Origin of the sequence: Pseudomonas sp. BYT-1 (genome assembly GCF_023611805.1) — a bacterium.
Taxonomy (GTDB): Bacteria; Pseudomonadota; Gammaproteobacteria; order Pseudomonadales; family Pseudomonadaceae; genus Aquipseudomonas; species Aquipseudomonas guariconensis.
Genome location: NZ_CP072559.1, coordinates 3031266 through 3047881, shown reverse-complemented (window position 1 = coordinate 3047881; position 16616 = coordinate 3031266). Strand labels below are relative to the sequence as shown.

Genomic DNA, 16616 nt, shown 5'->3' with positions numbered 1-16616 from the left:
AGGGGCCAGCCAGGAGCTGCGCTCCATCGGGGGAATGATGGATTTTTGGAGTGCCTTGCAGGCAATCATCTTAGGCGTGGTCGAGGGTTTGACAGAATTCCTGCCGATCTCCAGCACGGGGCACCAGATTATCGTCGCCGATCTGATCGACTTCGGCGGCGAGCGCGCCATGGCGTTCAACATCATCATCCAGCTTGGCGCGATCCTGGCCGTGGTCTGGGAGTTTCGGCGCAAGATCTTCGATGTGGTCCTCGGCTTGCAGAGCCAACCCCACGCGCGTCGTTTCACTGCCAACCTGCTGATCGCCTTCTTCCCGGCGGTGGTGCTGGGCGTGCTGTTCGCCGATCTGATCCATGAATACCTGTTCAACCCGGTCACCGTGGCTGCAGCCCTGGTGGTTGGCGGGGTGATCATGCTCTGGGCGGAGCGACGCGACCACCGCATCGAGGTCGACCATGTCGATGACATGCGCTGGAGTCACGCGTTGAAGATCGGCCTTGTCCAGTGCCTGGCGATGATTCCGGGGACGTCGCGCTCAGGCTCGACCATCATCGGCGGCCTGCTGTTCGGCCTGTCGCGCAAAGCCGCGACCGAGTTCTCGTTTTTCCTGGCCATGCCGACCATGGTCGGCGCCGCAGTCTATTCGGGCTACAAGTACCGTGACCTGTTCCAGCCTGGCGATCTACCGGTGTTCGCCATCGGTTTCGTGGTCTCGTTCATCTTCGCCATGATCGCCGTAAGGGGTCTGCTGAAGTTCATCGCTAACCACAGCTATGCGGCATTTGCCTGGTATCGCATCGTTTTCGGCTTGCTGATCCTGGCGACCTGGCAATTTGGCTGGGTCAACTGGGCCACGGCGCACGGCTGAGATGGCCCGTTCGCACACTGTACCTCGGCGTGGCGGCAGCCGCGCCCAGGAGGGCGTACGCAACGTGCACCTGAAGTTGCTGGCCCTGGCCGGGCTGTGCCTGCTGCCGGCAGTGGGTGCCGCGCAAATGGCCTTCAGCGGTCAGTCCTGGGCGCCATTGGTGGTGTATCCGCTGGCGAGTCTGGTCAGCCTGTTGCTCTACTGGCAGGACAAACAGCAAGCCCGCACCCAGGCCTGGCGGACGCCCGAGAAGGTCCTGCACGCCAGCGAGCTGTGCGGTGGTTGGCCCGGCGCGCTGGTGGCGCAGCAGTTGTTTCGACACAAGACGCGCAAGGTGTCCTACCAGGCGACGTTCTGGGTCATCGTGATGTTGCACCAGGCGTTCTGGGCCGACCATTTGCTGCTGGGCGGCCGCTGGCTGGGTGGTGCGCTCGGCGTCCTGACCGGTCATTGATGTCGAGGCGGCAATGACTGCCCCGACGTGTCTTTTCATCCTTGCAACAGCCCAACCTGCAGCCGTTTGGGCAGCCGCTTCACTACCAACTGGTGTGAGCGTTGCAGCAGGTCGCACAATTCCGCGCGCCCCATGGGGTAGGGTGGGGCCATGCTGATCCAGCGCGCCCTTGCAAGATAAGGCGCCGGACGGATGCCGGGGCGGTCGCAATAGCCCAGGAACAGCTCATCGGCCACTTTGAAAGACAACCCCGCGCCCGCGAGGTCGAGTACCGCGAACATCTTGTTGCCCGCGACCGAAAACACCCGTACGCCGCCCCATTTATAGTCCTCCCGGGCACCGGGCAGGTTCAGGCAGAACGCTGCCACCTGTTCTGGCGTCATCCGCCGCTCAGACATACCGCTCTCCACAGGCTTCGAACGAAGCCGCCAGATGATCGATCCATACTCGCACCGCCGGGAGCAGGCCCCGGCGATGAGGGTAGACCGCCTGCAGCCAACCGCCAGGCAGCGACCAATCTGGCAACAGGCGTACCAGTTCGCCGCGTTCGAGTTCCTCTTCGCAGAACATGCTCGGCAGGGCGGTAAACCCCAGGCCTGCACGCACGGCCGCCTTGCGCACCAAGAAATCGTCCACCGCCAGGCGAGGTTCCAGGGCGAGCTCCTGTTGCTGTCCGCCAGGGCCGATCAGGCGCAGATGCACCAACCGATCTGCCTCCGCCGCACCAAGCACAGGCAAACCGGCCAGTTCCGACGGCTCGCGCAAGTGGTCGGCAAAGCCCGGCGCGGCCACCAGGTGAGTTTGCGCCGGGCGCAGGCGGCGAGTGACCAAGGCCGGGTCCTCATCACCTAGGTCACGCACGCGCAGGGCCACGTCGACCCCTTCGGAAATCAGATCGACCCGCCGATTGAGCAGGACCAAATCCAATTGCACCAACGGATACTGCTCAAGAAACCGGCTGACCACATCCGGCAGGAACGCATGGGCCAGCGCCACCGGGCACGACACCCGCAGACGCCCGCGCGGTTCGCTGCTCATGCTCGCCACCGCTTCGTCCGCGGCCTCGGCCTCCAGCAGCATGGCCTGGCAATGCTGCAGGTAGCGCTCGCCCACGGCGGTGAGCTTCAGTTGTCGGGTGGTGCGCTGCAGAAGGCGCGTGCCCAAGCGTTCTTCCAGCTCGGCGATGCGCCGCGACAGACGCGACTTGGGAATGCCCAACTGGCGGCCCGCCGCGGCGAAACCGCCTGCTTCGACCACGCGGGCGAAATAGAAGAGGTCATTGAGGTCTTGCATGGTTAACGTCTCATTGTTCCATCTGTAGGACAAACTAACGCATTTTTGCCCGCTTATCAGTCATTCGATGGTTCTATAGGATTCTCTCCATCGCGATCGCCCCTTGATGCGGTCTTCACTCACAGGAGAGTCCCATGAAACTGTTGCATATCGATTCGAGCATCCTGGGCGACAATTCCGCCTCCCGCCAACTGAGCCGTGAAGTCGTCCAAGCCTGGAAAGCTGCAGATCCGAGCATCGAGGTGGTGTACCGCGACCTGGCCGCCGATGCGATCAGCCACTTCTCCGCCGCGACCCTGGTTGCTGCCGGCACCCCGGATGAAATGCGCGACGCCGCTCAAGCCCACGAAGCCAAGCTCAGCGCCGAGACCCTGGAAGAGTTCCTGGCTGCCGATGCAGTGGTGATCGGCGCGCCGATGTACAACTTCTCCGTGCCGACTCAGCTCAAGGCCTGGATCGACCGCGTCGCCGTCGCCGGCAAGACTTTCCGCTACACCGAAGCCGGCCCTGAAGGTCTGTGCGGCGACAAGAAAGTGATTCTGGTGTCCACCGCCGGTGGTCTGCACCACGGCCAGCCGACTGGCGTCGGGCATGAGGAATTCCTCAAGGTGTTCCTTGGCTTCATCGGGATCACCGACCTCGAGATCGTCCGCGCCCACGGCCTGGCCTACGGCCCGGAACACCGCAGCAAGGCCATCGACGCCGCTCAGGCCCAGATCGCCAACGAGCTGTTCGCAGCTGCCTGATCGGTGCCTGAAAAAAACCGGCTGACGCCCTGGGCGCCAGCCGGTTTTTTTTCATTCAGGTTTCATCTGCCTGCCGTTTGGCTGGCTTTATGCTGGCGCTGTCCTTCGGCCTTGTGCGGAGCTCCCCGCCCATGAAGCGAACCTATGCCCTGTTGGCCTTGGTGTTGCTCGGCAGCTTGATGGCCCGCGCCGAGGCAGCATCTTGGGTCAGTGGCCTGCACCGGATGCAACTGGCCGATCCGCTGGATGCTCGACCCATGCAGGCGCTGGCGTTCTACCCGGCCAATGGCCCGACACGCGCCTTGCGCCTGGAAGGCTACCCACTGACCGTGGCAGAGGAGGCTCCAGTCGCCATGGGGCAGTTCCCTTTGCTGGTGTTGTCCCACGGCAATACCGGCAGCCCCCTGGCACTGCACGACCTGGCCACCGCCCTGGCGCGCCGGGGTTTTATCGTCGTGGCCGTGATCCATCCCGGCGACAACAACCGTGACCACAGCCGCCTGGGTACCCTGAGCAACCTCTACGGACGCCCCTTGCAACTGAGCGCGGCGATCAGCGCAGCCCGTGGCGACGCCCTGCTTGGCCCTTACCTGAACGAGGGCAAGGTTGGGGTGATCGGTTACTCGGCAGGAGGGGAAACCGCGTTGATCCTTTCTGGAGCACAACCGGACCTGGACCGTCTGCACCGGTATTGCCTGGAGCGCCCCAGCGATGCCGATGCCTGCAAGACCCATGGGGTTCTGATCGCCGACCGCGCCGAGCTCACGCCACAGGCCGACGCCCGTGTGGGGGCCGTGATGTTGATGGCGCCCCTGAGCCTGATGTTCGGCCGTCATGCCTTGGCCGGAGTGAGGGTCCCCGCATTGATCTACAGCGGCGACCGCGACCAGTTGCTGGCCTTGGACCGCAACGCCGAAGCCTTGGCGCGCAAACTGCCGGTAACGCCTGACTATCGCCTGCTGGCCGGTGCCGGCCATTTCGTGTTCATGGCGCCCTGCGACGAGGAGCAACATGCCCGTATGCCTGCGCTGTGCAAGGACGCTGATGGCGTCGACCGTCGCCATATTCACCATTCGTTGCAGCGTGAGGCCGCGCTGTTTTTCAGCCAAGCCCTAGGGGTGCCGCAGCCGGCCGAGCGCTCAGCCGCGATGGGCGCGGCGGGCGAGCAGTAGCACAAGACCCACCCCTGACAGTGCCAGCAAGGCGGCCACGCAGAAGATCGACGCATAGCCCTGGTGCGCAGCCACCGTACCCATCACTGGCCCAGCGATGGCCAAGGCCAAGTCGAAGAACACCGCATAGGCACCCAGGCCCGCGCCACGACTGCTGCTCGGTACCTGCTGGATCGCCTCAACCCCGAGCGCCGGGTACACCAGAGACAACCCGAACCCCGTCAGGCCCGCGCCGACCAGGGCCCAGGCAGGCGAGGGCGCCAGCCAGAGCAGGGTCAGCCCCAGCACTTCGGTGGCCATGCATGCGATCGCCACGTTGTAGCCGCCAAAGCGGTTGACCGCATTGACGAACAACAGCCGGGACACGATGAAGCACAGACCGAAGGCGCTCAGGCACCAGGCCGCGCCGATCCAGCCGCGCTCCAGGTAAAAGAGGGTGATGAAGGTGGTGAGGGTGCCGTAGCCGATCGAGGCCAGGGTCAGCCCCAGGCCAAAAGGCGCTACCCGCCCGAAGGCGGACCAGAACGGCAGACGTTCACCCCGCACCACCACGGCATCCGGGCGTGTGCGCAACGCCATTAGGGCAAGCAGTGCCAGCACCAGCAATGCAGGGCCTAGTACGCTGAAATCGATCCCGTCCACCAGCAGCACGCCGGCCGGCGCGCCAATGGCGATGGCGCCGTAGGAGGCGATGCCGTTCCAGGAAATCACCTTTGCGGTGTGCTCGCTACCGACTTGACCGATACCCCAGCTCAAGGTGGCGACCCCGATTAACCCTTGGGCGATGCCCAGCAGCACTCGGCCGGCGAGTAGCAGGAGCAGGCTCAGCCAAGGCAGGGCGAGGGTCCAGGCCGAAAACAAGGTCAGCACGCCGCAGCCGGCGATGCCGTAAAGCCCATAGCGAATCGCTCGCTTGCCACCCAGGCCATCGGCCACCCGTCCGGCGAATGGCCGACTCAGGAGCGTGGACAGGTACTGAAGGCCAATGGTCAGGCCGGCGATTACTGCGCCAAAGCCTAACTGATCATGGACATAGCTGGGCAGCACCGCGATCGGCAGACCGATGCACAGAAAGGCGATGAAGGTATAGAAGACGATCGAGAGGATCTGCAGGGTGACGCTGGAGGCAGGTTGTTGCGCGGTCATGGGCACGTTCGCGGGCAGGCGGTGGGGCGTCGCCCATCATGGCGTCTGCGCGGGATAAAAGAAAGCAGGCTAACGAGTTGTTCGTTAGCCGCAGGTACCGTGCCGTCCTTTAGAACGGCGCGGTACCTGAAGGAGCTGCTTTAGCCGCGAATCGGATCAAGCGCTCAGGCCGAGGCTGTCAGACCACAACACCCTGGCTACGCAGGTAGTCGTCGTAAGTGCCGCTGAAGTCCACCACGCCATCCGGGGTCAGCTCGATGATGCGCGTGGCCAGCGACGACACGAACTCGCGGTCATGGCTGACGAACACCAGCGTTCCCGGGTAGTTCTCCAGCGCCAGGTTCAGCGCCTCGATCGACTCCATGTCCAAGTGGTTGGTCGGTTCGTCCATCACCAGCACGTTGGGCTTTTGCAGGATCAACTTGCCGAACAGCATGCGGCCTTGCTCACCACCGGAGATCACCTTCACCGACTTGAGGATCTCGTCGTTGGAGAACAGCATGCGGCCCAGGGTACCGCGGATCAGCTGCTCGCCTTGAGTCCACTGGCCCATCCAGTCGAACAGGCTCAGGTCGTCCTCGAAGTCGTGGGCGTGGTCCTGGGCGTAATAGCCCACCTCGGCGCTGTCGGTCCATTTCACGGAGCCGGTATCCGGTGCCATCTCGCCGACCAAGGTACGCAGCAGGGTGGTCTTGCCGATACCGTTGGGGCCGATGATCGCTACGCGCTCGCCAGCCTCGACCACGAAACTGAAGTCCTTGAACAGGGTCTTGCCCTCGAAGCCCTTGGATACCTTCTCCACGGTCACCGCCTGGCGGTGCAGCTTCTTGGTCTGTTCGAAGCGGATGAACGGGCTGACCCGGCTCGACGGCTTGACCTCGGCCAGCTGGATCTTGTCGATCTGCTTGGCACGGGAGGTCGCTTGCTTGGCCTTGGAGGCGTTGGCCGAGAAGCGGCTGACGAAGGTCTGCAGTTCGGCGATCTGCGCTTTCTTCTTGGCGTTGTCGGCCAGCAACTGCTCGCGCGCCTGGGTGGCGGCGGTCATGTACTCGTCGTAGTTGCCTGGGAACAGGCGCAGCTCACCGTAGTCCAGGTCAGCCATGTGGGTGCAGACGCTGTTGAGGAAGTGGCGGTCGTGGGAAATGATGACCATGGTGCTGTTACGCGCGGTCAGAATGTTTTCCAGCCAGCGGATGGTGTTGATGTCCAGGTGGTTGGTCGGTTCGTCCAGCAACAGCACGTCCGGATCCGAGAACAGCGCCTGGGCCAACAGCACGCGCAGCTTCCAGCCGGGTGCCACTTCACTCATCGGCCCGAAGTGCTGCTCCAACGGAATGCCCAGGCCCAGCAGCAGTTCGCCGGCGCGCGACTCGGCGGTGTAGCCGTCCATCTCGGCGAATTCGGTTTCCAGTTCAGCGACGGCCATGCCGTCTTCTTCGGTCATTTCTGGCAGGGAATAGATGCGGTCACGCTCGGCCTTGACCTTCCAGAGCTGCTCGTGGCCCATGATCACGGTGTCGATCACGCTGAAGGCCTCGTAGGCGAACTGGTCCTGGCGCAGTTTACCCAGGCGGGTGTTCTGCTCGAGCATCACCTGGCCAGCGGACGGCTCCAGGTCACCGCCAAGGATCTTCATGAAGGTCGATTTGCCGCAGCCGTTGGCGCCGATCAGGCCGTAGCGGTTGCCGTTGTTGAATTTGACCGAGACGTTTTCGAAGAGCGGCTTGGCGCCGAATTGCATGGTGATATTAGCGGTGGAGATCAAGGAGCTTACCTATCAATAACTTACGTGGCTTCTTCGCAGCTGCGGACGCGTTTCGGACCAATCGAGAGCTTTTCGAGCTCCTGCCAGGCGTTGGCCGAATTAATCCAGCGTGCATGTCGATGAGCGCATCTGCACGCTTTGCCCGAGCTGTTGGGCGATGAATGTGGGGTTCAGACCAGACATTGCGCCTATTGTCGCATAGGTGTGACGGCAGTTATACGGGGCCGTCCCCTTTACTGCGTCTGAACGACAGCCTGTCTACCAAACATCCGCCTCCTCGGTCCTCGCCGCCGCTGCTCTCCCCGTGATCGCGCGATGTGGCCAAGCCGCGGATGAACAGCCCATGAATCCACGCCAGTCGGGCGCACATACTCCGCTCAGCAAGCACTTCATGACACGCTTGGCGGGCGGGTGAGTGACGATCATTGGCAATTGCTTTAATTGATGCAGATATTAGACGCCGAGGTCCGCGCCATAGATCGCAATACATTTTCAGGTTTTATTCATGGTTTCGCTAAACTGCTTAACTGTTTCCACGACTTGACGTGCACCGCTTTGGATTCTCTCAATTATTTCTCCCGCTTCACCGACCAAACCTACGCCGACATCAACCTTGTGCTGACTGGTTTGCATACCTTTCACGGCTTCTTGCGATAACTCATGATTGCGCTTTACTACGTCCCTGATTTCTACGGTGGCCTGGGCGGTGCGCACTGCTAGATGACGAACCTCGTCCGCTACGACAGCAAACCCTCTACCTTGCTCTCCGGCTCTCGCTGCTTCGATGGCTGCATTTAATGCCAGAAGATTTGTTTGATCAGCGATTTCACGTATGGTCTGGATAATGCCAGTAATCATGTCGGACTGCTTGCTCACCGCCGCTATATTGTCTGCTGCTTTCGTGATTTCATCAGCGATACCGCGTACCACGGCAACGGTTTCATTGATGACCAATGCACCATGCTGCGCACTGTGGTCGGTTTTTAAAGATATTTCGTAGGCAAGTTTGGCTGCGTCGGATTCGATGGTTTGTTGTTCAACCTGTGCGGTAATGTCGCGAGCAAATTTCACGATCTTGTAAAGTTTGTTGCTGGCATCAAATACAGGGTTGTAAGTGGCGCTCAGCCACACCGTATTGCCAGATCGGTTGACGCGTTGGAAGCGACCCGAGAAAAACTCGCCTTTGTTCAGGTTTCTCCAGAATTCTTTGTACTCGGGCGACGCGACCTCTTGCTGAGGGCAAAACAGTCGATGATGCTGGCCTAGAACCTCATGCAGGCTATAGCCTAGTGTGCGTAGAAAGTTCTCATTGGCGTCCAATACATATCCTTCCGGGGTGAACGAAACCATGGCCATCGATCGGCTTATGGCTTCGATTGTGCTTCGCTGTTCCTGTTCGTTTTTCACCTGATCTGTGACGAGGGTGGCGAATTTTAAAATGCTTATAATGCGTCCGTTGCTGTCTCTGATTGGGTTGTAGCTTGCCTCCAGCCATACCGCTTCCCCTAGCTTGTTTTTTCTGACGACGCGGTCGCGGATCGACGCTCCTTCGGCAAGCCTTCTCCAGAAGTCTCTGTATTCAGAGCTTGTGGTGTGACGTTCTAGACAGAATATACTGTGATGTTTTCCGATGACCTCTTCGAGGTGATAGCCCAGCGCGTCTAAAAAATTTTGATTGGCGGTGGTTACGAGTCCCGCTGGCGTAAATTCAATGATTGCAGTGGATCGGTTCACTGCTGACATTCTCGCGTCTTGTGCGTAGAGCGTTGACAAGGCTTCTTCAAGTTCGCGTTTTAAACGTTTGTTGAACATGGCGCACCGTTATGTGGATGGCTAAATCAGACCGTTGGGTGGTCGAACGTAAAGCGGTGTTCTCAAATGCGCTCAATCGTAGAGTTGCGCTTATGGCGTTTCTTTACATTACGAATAAGGAGTGGCAGTTCAATTAGCCTGATGTCAGTTCGAGTGCTGCATTGAAGCCTATAGTGCCGTCCATATTCGACCTAAGGCCATGCTATCGGAGGGAGCGTTTCGAGCTCCGGCTTCGCAAACAAGTAGCCTTGAAATAGGTGTATTCCGGCTTCCTGTAGAGTTTGCAGTTCTTCAATGTGCTCGATCCCTTCGGCTATCACCTGTATGTTTAGGTCCTTGCACAGCGTTACTATGCTCCTGGTTATCGCTTGCTTGGCTCGGCTTCTGTGAATGTTTCTAATCAATTCCATGTCGATTTTGATGATGTCTGGTTGGAAGTCGGCGAGTAGGTTCAAGCCCGAATATCCAGCACCGAAATCATCAATTGCAGTTTTGAAGCCTTGTTTTTTGTAAGATTCCATGATTTTTTTAATGTGGGCTTTATCGGTTATGTTTTCGTTCTCTGTGACTTCAAATATTATTTTTTCGATGGGAAAGTTGTACTTTTCCGCGGCTATCAGTGTTGTGCGTATGCAGGCCTCTGCCTGATAAACTGCATTGGGCAGAAAATTTATGCTCAAGTGTTCGGATATGCGTGTTTTGGCCGCGAGCTCGACAGCTTTAACCCGACACGCCTGATCAAATTTGTATCTGTTTGAGTCATTTATCTGCTGCATGACGGCGTTTGCACCCGCCCCATTCTCGCCCCGCACCAATGATTCATAAGCAAAAACGCTGTTGTTACTCGTATCGACAATGGGTTGGAACGCCATCGTGAAGTCGAAACCGATGGGTGATTTATCCCGGCAGCTGCGGCAACCATGGGGCCTTTGAGGTTCGATAGATATGAGTTGTATAGACATCTTTGGAGCCTCACAGGTAGGGGAACGGGGTGGTAGGGCTCCATGCCGGCATCTTGGAGAGCTCAAAAGCGCTTCTCAGTGTCGGCAGTATTGCGCCAATACCTATACAAAAGGAAGTCAAGTGTATAGATATTTTCACATTTTATGGGGGTGAATATGACAAATCAGGCAGTGAAAATGCCGGTCATGGCTTTTTTTGTTGTACTTAAGTCAGTTATTGTACAAATCGGCCCGACTGATGCCTGGTGACCTAAGGCGCTTCGCATAACCGCTGGCGAGTTCGCAGCAAAGCGCCATCGTTCATCAGACAAGGCGATTCCTCTCTCAAGCATCAATGCCTTGGTCTTGCCAGCCACGTGGGTTTTCTTCCACCAGCTTGGTCGAGTTCTCGCGTTATGGGCGGTAATGGGGCGTCCGATCCATTGCCATGAGCATCCTCCTTCAATCCACTGGGCGGCATGTGGACATGCAGTTGGTGGCGCCGCTGCTGCGCCAGTTTGTTCAGAGGTCTCATGATGGGCCTCCCTCTATAGGCGTTTTATTGGTGAGCCAGAGGGCTTGATCACCAGTAAACGCCTAATTGCATGACGTTTGCCCCGAGGCTGACCAGTGGACGTGGCCCTGATGGGCGGAGCCGGTCACGCCGTCGACCGTTGCGCTTTCCTGGCGATCTCTGATTTCGAAACCGTGCTGCTTGGCGACAGCATTCTTCAATCACCTCAGCGCGACCATGCACCGCTTTTGCTGAGCTCATGCGGCAGGGCGCTCTGACAACCTGCCCGCCCATCCAGCATGGATGGAAAGCCAGTAGCGACCTCCGCCGGGCCGTAGTACGGTCCGCCTTCAACAAACCACCCGGTTCGTTGCGTTCACGCCCATGGACCGGGGCGCTCATGACCTGGAGGGTCGAATGGAAGTCGCTCGAAAGATCAATCAAACAGAATTGGATGCTGCCCTGGTAGCGTTTGCCCGATACAAGATTGGAGAAATAAAGATCTTCGATCTAGAGCAGGCGATGAGCTTCGAAGCGGGGCAAGCGCTTTCCAAGAGCGGGCTGGTCCGGTTCTCCATTACCAAGATGGTGTCCGGTCGTTATCGCATCAGCGATGAAGGGGAGCATGCGATTACAGAGGCTGGCCGGGAGCGGCTGCAGGCGATCCGAGGGTAACGCGGTCGTCGGGCGGTCGCCGGGCAACCCAATACGGTGTACCGCCAGATGCGACACGTTGGCCCCACGACAATATTAGGTGTCTACACAGTCATCCGTGAGACCGAACGTGGTTGAAGCCACTCGTCTAACGCGGGGCACTCTATGCGCACCGATCATTCTCAGTTTTAGGCACAGGCTTCCTGTGCCACCAACGGGAGAATGATCATGGCAATCGAAAGCAACGATCCAGACGTGACACGTCCACCTGTTCCCAACAGCGTTCCCGACTCGGGAGAAGGCCATGGATCGGGTTTGGAGAAGGCCAAATCTGAGCCCAAGCAAGGGGTGGGCGAGGCATGGTCGGATAACCGGCCTGAAGATTGGAATCCTCCCCCTGGCGACCCTGGGGCTGGCCAAGGTGTTGGGGCTTCGCAGGATGACGACACGGCGCAAGTCGACGAAAAGCAGGGCGGCCCCGCGCCGCGTAGCAGCGATTCAGTACCGCTGGCGGCGGATGACGATGCTCCGGTAGAGCAGGAGATGAAGGATGTGGACGCTAACAATGCGGTGTCCAGTGAGCATCCGAAGCCAGCCTAAGCGGTTCCTGATTTTTCGAGCGAGTGTCCGGCGGACCTGGAATGCGAATTGCTCCTTCTCGAACACACCTTGCCGTGGGGGCTGCGCGATGCTTCGGGAGGAGATCTATTTCATTGTCGTGGTGGTCTCGATCGTACTGGCCATCGACCTGATGGCTCTGTACGTCTATTTCAAGCGCAGACCGTAGGGGCTGTTCGTTCAATGAACCTGGGTATCCCATTACCCAGGTCCGGGGAAAGATCCAAACCATCGGCCGTCAAAAGGTGGAGCGGTCATCACACAGGCCTGGCAGCAACTTATCGCGTCACTATACCTTTGGTGAAAATCGCCCGACGCTCGAGTCGATCAATCACCTGATGCTTGGCAACTTCATAGGTCTGGTCAAATGCCTTGCGGTCCACGTGTGGAAAGTACTTCGCAAGGCAGTGCGCTACGAGGTCGTCAAAAGCCGATTCTGTGATGTAGCGGTAGATATGGCGCAGATACAGGAAGCCAAACTGAAAGCCCAGGGTTTCACTGAAGTATGCAGTCGGTGTGAAGAAGCCGTTTTCCAGATCGATCGCCTGGGCAGGTCCAGAGCCGTGCAAGGGCAGCATGACGTTAGCCGCCCATAGGTCCATGTGGGAGATGCCGTGGTTGTGTAGTTCATGCAACAGCTCGGCGGTGGCCTCGATGACGGTGCGAACGGCTTGTGGGTTGGCTCGGATGAGCGCCATGCCATCGATATGGTCGGCCAGGGATCGGCTGATGATGAAAAAGTCCTTCATCAGGCCGAGCTTGCAACGACTGTAGCCGTAGCCAACCAGAGGCGGAACCCGGGCGCCGCGACGGGTTGCCTCGCGGGTGTTGATCAGCTCTTCCATGGGCCAGTCGTACATGCCATTGCGCTTGGCCGTGAAACGTTGCATGCGCCACTTTTTCTTGAACGAATCAAGCGGCTCGCGCTTGAAGAACAACGCGCTATCGGTGCACTCGAGCGGGGCGCTCATCCGTTTGGCGCCAGAGGGTTGCTCAATCAGGCGTATCAGCGCTTGTCGAGTGGGTGACGGGACGGGTGAGCGAAAATACAGCGTCGTGCGCTGATGTTTCACGCTGTGGCAGAACTCGTTGAAACAAAACTGAGCATTGCGTAACACGCTTCTTCCTTGATGGTGTCAATAGGCTATCAATTTTCGATTTTCACATTTCTTTCACATTTTTCCTATCCCTGGAACACTTTGGTTTTACCTGTCTAGCCACAACCCAGCCAGGCCATGGATAATCCGGCCGTTCAACGACAAGGTGTTGTATCCGTGGAAACGAAAAGCTTGATGGCCGAAGTGTTCTTCAGCCTGCCCACGCATATCTGGGTTCTGCCAGTGGCGGCTGTTATCGCCTATTTCGGATTGAAAATGGCCGAGGCTTCCAGCAAGCGAACGAATGCGCTTCGGCTCGCCACCTATGCAGCCCTGGTGCTGCTGGCAGTGGTCCCCAACGGCATTCATGCCGTCGCTGCTCCTCCTTTGCAAACCACTGGCGGAGCATTGCTACCTAACTATGCAGGGCTGTTCTATCTCGATGCCTTTTTCGTGTTCGCCGGCTGGGCCATCAGTGGCGTGATTCGCACCCGGACGTGAGCCGTGACAAGTGCGATACTGGCTTTTTGACGGGAGGCTCACAACACGGCGCGAACCTTTTCGAGCCGTTGGAGGTCCAGACCCAGGAAGCCGTCAAATCCATTACATAAGGCTTCGTATTGCCCTGTCGTGCACCGCTGGAAGACAAAGCCATGCCTGAAAGAGAAAAGCGCTACCGTGCCTACCACCTTTTGAGAGAACTCGATTCCTTGACCTCCTCGACCATGAACCAGATCGCCTACGGTCGTGTGGGCGGCGCCGAGTGGAAAGGGATGTGCCAGGCGCACCGCAAAGCCTTCGAGGATTGGATGACGTTCGCCGAATCGTTGCTCGAACCGGGCAGCGACAAAACCCCGGACTCTTCCTGACCTTCACGGCAGGTGCAGCACCGGTTGTCCGATTCTCCCCCTTGACCAGTCGTACGTGGTTGCGTGCTGGCAACCATCCGCTATGGTGCCACTACCAACACACATAAGACTAAAGTCGTAGGAGGCGGCATGAGAATTCGCGGTGACGTGTTCTGGTCCTGGGCAGACCCCACTCTTCATCATCGAACGCATGACGAAACGCTCGACAGCGGCTCGTGTATTGACGTGCAGGTTCGATTGTCACGAACCGGTGCGACGCAGATGTTCATCGGCCTTTACGCACCGTCCGGCATGGCCTTGCATGAGGAGGCGTTCGACTCGCGTCCAGGCGAATCGATGACCCGGGCGCTGGCCTGGGGTGTCGGACGCGCCAGGAGGGTGGCAAGCGACCCGGCATTGCAGTCCGGTGGGCGCGCCAGCAAGCCCGCAGTCGTAGCAGTCTGCGGGGGGCGTTGAGTGGTCCACGCGCATGGGGAGCGTCACCGTCTTTGGGCAGACGGTGACGTCCCGTCACGCAGGTCAGTACAACAGCACATTCACCGTGGCGATCACGGTGACCAGAAACAGCACGCCCGCCGCTATTTGTAGCAGCGTCCCGACCACGCGACCGATCCAGGCCCTGAGGGTGCCTTCAATGGCCGGAGCAGGCGGCACGTGCGCTTCACCGCTTGGCAGGGTACTCAGACGCTCGGTGCCTCCGGTAAGCCTGCTGCCGATCTTGCTCATCAGCAACGCCAGGATGAACGCGACCACGCAACCGATCAGGCCATGGCTTTGGATGGTCTGGTAGAGGCTTAGCAGCAGAAACCAGCATTGACGCAGAAACTCAGCCATGGCGGCCACGTTTGTCGGCATACGGTGGGTTTCGGTTTGCCTTGGGTCAGGGCGCCTTTCTGCCGATGACCCTGCAACAACAAACGCGATGTTTAACCCAGAATAGCTATTACTTTGGTATGTGCCAGTTTTCAGACAGTGGCCAATCGGGGACTGTAATTGACTGATGTCGTTACAGATATCCAATTAACCAGTCCAGCGGTAATTCCCAGGGCAAGAAAGCGGATGCACCAAGCAACCTCGAAGGGTAGAGTGCCTTGCACCAGTTTTTTCAAGCGAGCAGCTCCGATGTCCTGCGCCTTTACCTTCATTCAGTCTCCCGTTGGGACCCTCACGCTGGTTGCCCGAGGCGATTGCCTGGCTGCGGTGTTGTGGGAGCAGGAGCGGGAAAACCGTGTGCGTCTGGGCGCACTGCACCGGGACGATGGACATCCGACGCTACGGGAGACAGCTCGGCAGTTAGGCGAGTACTTTGCCGGCAGCCGCCAGGGTTTCGAGCTGCCGCTTGATTTTGTCGGCACGGACTTCCAGCGCCAGGTCTGGGCCGCGCTGCTGACCATCCCCTTCGGGCAGACCCGCAGCTACAGCGATATTGCCCGGCAGATCGGCAACCCAAGCGCCGTGCGGGCAGTGGGAGCGGCCAACGGACGCAACCCGATTTCGATCATCGCTCCGTGCCACCGGGTGATCGGCGCATCTGGCGGTCTGACCGGCTTCGCCGGTGGGCTGCAGGCCAAACAGTACCTGTTGGCCCTTGAAGGACGAGAGAGCCTCGCGTTGGATCTTTGAGCCCGTTCAACTCATCCAGAGCACGATCAGGCAACCAATCACCGCCGCCGCCGTCCCGACCACCAGGCTGTACTGCCGATGAGCACGCCGCGCGTAGGGTTGTGTTTCTCGCAGGAACTCGCCAGGTGTAGGAGCGTCCGGTCGGTGGCGTAGTCCTTCGGCCATCTCGGCCACTCGGCCATGAATCAACAGACCGACCAGGTAATGAGTGCAGGCATAGCAGGCCAGCGCCGTGGCTAAGTACTTCATGGCGCCAGCGCGCCCAAGGTTATGGCTTGGGCAGTCATCGACGTGGTGTCCAGCAGCACCAGCCCCTGGGCGTGTTCATCCAATGCTGCCAAGAGATTCCCTTGGGGGTCCCAGGCGGCGGAATGGCCGGCGCCGACGAAGGTATCGGCCGGCCCTACACAGTTGGCGAGCAACACCGGCATGCCCAGACGCCGGGCAACGTCCGGGTAATGCCGAAAGCCTTCGTCTATGCCCTTGGTTGTCTTGGCCACGCTGACCATATAGATGTCTGCCCCTGCCGAACGAGCCTGCTCGGCATGCTCGATGAACATCGATTCGTAGCAGATGGCCGGTGCGATGCGCTGGTTGCCCACGGTGAACACCAACGGATGCTCGCCAGCGATGAAGAATGGCAGCTCATCATCGTGCAGGCGCTGTTTGGCATAGAAGTGGGGCGGGGCGCCAGGGCGCAGGATGGGCATGCCAATGCAAATCCCGGTGGGGGCCAGCAACGGTAGACCGACGGCTACCGCGATGCCATGGCGGTCACAAAGCGCTTGCAGCGGATCGAGCAGGGAAGTGTCCGATGGTTGCGCCAATTGTTGGGCCAGGGTGGGTTCATAGCCGCTCAAGGACAGCTCGGGGAATACCACCAACTCCGCCCCGCGTGCGACTGCCTGTTCGACGCAGTAGCGGTGACGCTCCAGATTGCCCGGCAGGTCGCCCTTGCCGGAGGCCAGTTGTACAGCACACAGTTTCATGGCGATTCCATCCATGGAGAAAGCGGGAAGGCTGAGAATACTATCGGCCAGCCCG

The 16616-nt window shown here is 59.3% G+C and carries 19 protein-coding genes and 3 pseudogenes; 10 read left to right on the top strand and 12 right to left on the bottom strand.

The window, feature by feature from the left end; genetic code table 11:
- The first annotated feature begins 37 nt into the window (after positions 1-37).
- On the top strand, positions 38-868 hold the full coding sequence (locus J5X93_RS14240; protein WP_102082092.1) for an undecaprenyl-diphosphate phosphatase: 831 nt from the start codon (positions 38-40) through the stop codon (positions 866-868).
- Position 869: 1 nt separating this feature from the next.
- The gene (locus J5X93_RS14235) at positions 870-1322 is read left to right on the top strand and encodes a DUF1294 domain-containing protein (RefSeq protein ID WP_090342971.1); all 453 of its coding nucleotides are present in this window, start codon (positions 870-872) and stop codon (positions 1320-1322) included.
- 35 nt (positions 1323-1357) lie between these two features.
- Here J5X93_RS14235 and J5X93_RS14230 read toward each other — a convergent pair whose 3' ends face one another.
- Complete coding sequence (locus tag J5X93_RS14230; protein ID WP_090342968.1) at positions 1358-1720, bottom strand: MmcQ/YjbR family DNA-binding protein; 363 nt, start codon at positions 1718-1720, stop codon at positions 1358-1360.
- On the bottom strand, positions 1713-2615 hold the full coding sequence (locus J5X93_RS14225) for a LysR substrate-binding domain-containing protein (RefSeq protein ID WP_043211867.1): 903 nt from the start codon (positions 2613-2615) through the stop codon (positions 1713-1715). The genes J5X93_RS14230 and J5X93_RS14225 overlap by 8 nt, the downstream gene beginning before the upstream one ends.
- A gap of 134 nt (positions 2616-2749) precedes the next feature.
- Here J5X93_RS14225 and J5X93_RS14220 point away from each other — a divergent pair, with 134 nt between their 5' ends.
- The gene (locus tag J5X93_RS14220) at positions 2750-3361 is read left to right on the top strand and encodes an FMN-dependent NADH-azoreductase (protein WP_182943160.1); all 612 of its coding nucleotides are present in this window, start codon (positions 2750-2752) and stop codon (positions 3359-3361) included.
- Between the two features lie 131 nt (positions 3362-3492).
- On the top strand, positions 3493-4533 hold the full coding sequence (locus J5X93_RS14215) for an alpha/beta hydrolase family protein (protein WP_090343067.1): 1041 nt from the start codon (positions 3493-3495) through the stop codon (positions 4531-4533).
- On the opposite strand, the gene J5X93_RS14210 is transcribed toward J5X93_RS14215, so the two are convergent.
- From J5X93_RS14210 to J5X93_RS14190, 6 genes and pseudogenes are all read right to left on the bottom strand, one after another.
- Complete coding sequence (locus J5X93_RS14210; protein WP_043211872.1) at positions 4501-5679, bottom strand: MFS transporter; 1179 nt, start codon at positions 5677-5679, stop codon at positions 4501-4503. The two genes, J5X93_RS14215 and J5X93_RS14210, sit on opposite strands and share 33 nt — an antisense overlap.
- A 178-nt stretch (positions 5680-5857) precedes the next feature.
- Positions 5858-7444, bottom strand: coding sequence for an ABC-F family ATPase (locus J5X93_RS14205; protein ID WP_043211874.1), 1587 nt, complete (start codon positions 7442-7444; stop codon positions 5858-5860).
- Between the two features lie 20 nt (positions 7445-7464).
- A pseudogene (locus J5X93_RS14200) lies at positions 7465-7669 on the bottom strand (site-specific integrase); the annotation flags it as partial.
- Positions 7670-7936: 267 nt separating this feature from the next.
- A pseudogene (locus J5X93_RS28580) lies at positions 7937-8368 on the bottom strand (methyl-accepting chemotaxis protein); the annotation flags it as partial.
- A 117-nt stretch (positions 8369-8485) separates the two neighbouring features.
- Positions 8486-9187 (bottom strand): annotated as a pseudogene (locus J5X93_RS28575) (PAS domain-containing protein); the annotation flags it as partial.
- A 260-nt stretch (positions 9188-9447) separates the two neighbouring features.
- Complete coding sequence (locus J5X93_RS14190) at positions 9448-10218, bottom strand: EAL domain-containing protein (protein ID WP_182943164.1); 771 nt, start codon at positions 10216-10218, stop codon at positions 9448-9450.
- A 910-nt stretch (positions 10219-11128) separates the two neighbouring features.
- Between J5X93_RS14190 and J5X93_RS14185 the strand changes: the two genes are divergently transcribed.
- Both J5X93_RS14185 and J5X93_RS14180 read left to right on the top strand, forming a co-directional pair.
- Complete coding sequence (locus tag J5X93_RS14185) at positions 11129-11386, top strand: hypothetical protein (protein WP_043211878.1); 258 nt, start codon at positions 11129-11131, stop codon at positions 11384-11386.
- Positions 11387-11593: 207 nt separating this feature from the next.
- Positions 11594-11965 (top strand): hypothetical protein, encoded by a 372-nt coding sequence (locus J5X93_RS14180; protein WP_182943165.1) that lies wholly within the window; start codon positions 11594-11596, stop codon positions 11963-11965.
- A gap of 296 nt (positions 11966-12261) precedes the next feature.
- Here the strand turns inward: J5X93_RS14180 and J5X93_RS14175 are convergent, their stop codons facing one another.
- On the bottom strand, positions 12262-13101 hold the full coding sequence (locus J5X93_RS14175) for a lipopolysaccharide kinase InaA family protein (protein ID WP_182943167.1): 840 nt from the start codon (positions 13099-13101) through the stop codon (positions 12262-12264).
- Positions 13102-13284: 183 nt separating this feature from the next.
- Between J5X93_RS14175 and J5X93_RS14170 the strand changes: the two genes are divergently transcribed.
- The 3 genes from J5X93_RS14170 (at position 13285) to J5X93_RS14160 (ending at position 14405) form a co-directional block, all read left to right on the top strand.
- Positions 13285-13581 (top strand): hypothetical protein, encoded by a 297-nt coding sequence (locus J5X93_RS14170; protein WP_090343064.1) that lies wholly within the window; start codon positions 13285-13287, stop codon positions 13579-13581.
- A 152-nt stretch (positions 13582-13733) separates the two neighbouring features.
- Entirely contained in the window at positions 13734-13949 is a 216-nt protein-coding gene (locus J5X93_RS14165) for a hypothetical protein (protein ID WP_043211886.1), read from the top strand.
- A 129-nt stretch (positions 13950-14078) separates the two neighbouring features.
- Complete coding sequence (locus J5X93_RS14160) at positions 14079-14405, top strand: hypothetical protein (protein WP_052352471.1); 327 nt, start codon at positions 14079-14081, stop codon at positions 14403-14405.
- 63 nt (positions 14406-14468) lie between these two features.
- On the opposite strand, the gene J5X93_RS14155 is transcribed toward J5X93_RS14160, so the two are convergent.
- Entirely contained in the window at positions 14469-14783 is a 315-nt protein-coding gene (locus J5X93_RS14155) for a hypothetical protein (protein ID WP_182943169.1), read from the bottom strand.
- A gap of 288 nt (positions 14784-15071) precedes the next feature.
- Here J5X93_RS14155 and J5X93_RS14150 point away from each other — a divergent pair, with 288 nt between their 5' ends.
- Positions 15072-15572 (top strand): methylated-DNA--[protein]-cysteine S-methyltransferase, encoded by a 501-nt coding sequence (locus J5X93_RS14150; RefSeq protein WP_043211889.1) that lies wholly within the window; start codon positions 15072-15074, stop codon positions 15570-15572.
- A 6-nt stretch (positions 15573-15578) separates the two neighbouring features.
- On the opposite strand, the gene J5X93_RS14145 is transcribed toward J5X93_RS14150, so the two are convergent.
- Both J5X93_RS14145 and J5X93_RS14140 read right to left on the bottom strand, forming a co-directional pair.
- Entirely contained in the window at positions 15579-15821 is a 243-nt protein-coding gene (locus J5X93_RS14145) for a hypothetical protein (protein WP_080642107.1), read from the bottom strand.
- Positions 15818-16561, bottom strand: a complete 744-nt coding sequence (locus J5X93_RS14140; protein ID WP_102082065.1) for a carbon-nitrogen hydrolase family protein — start codon at positions 16559-16561, stop codon at positions 15818-15820. The genes J5X93_RS14145 and J5X93_RS14140 overlap by 4 nt, the downstream gene beginning before the upstream one ends.
- Positions 16562-16616 lie beyond the last annotated feature (55 nt).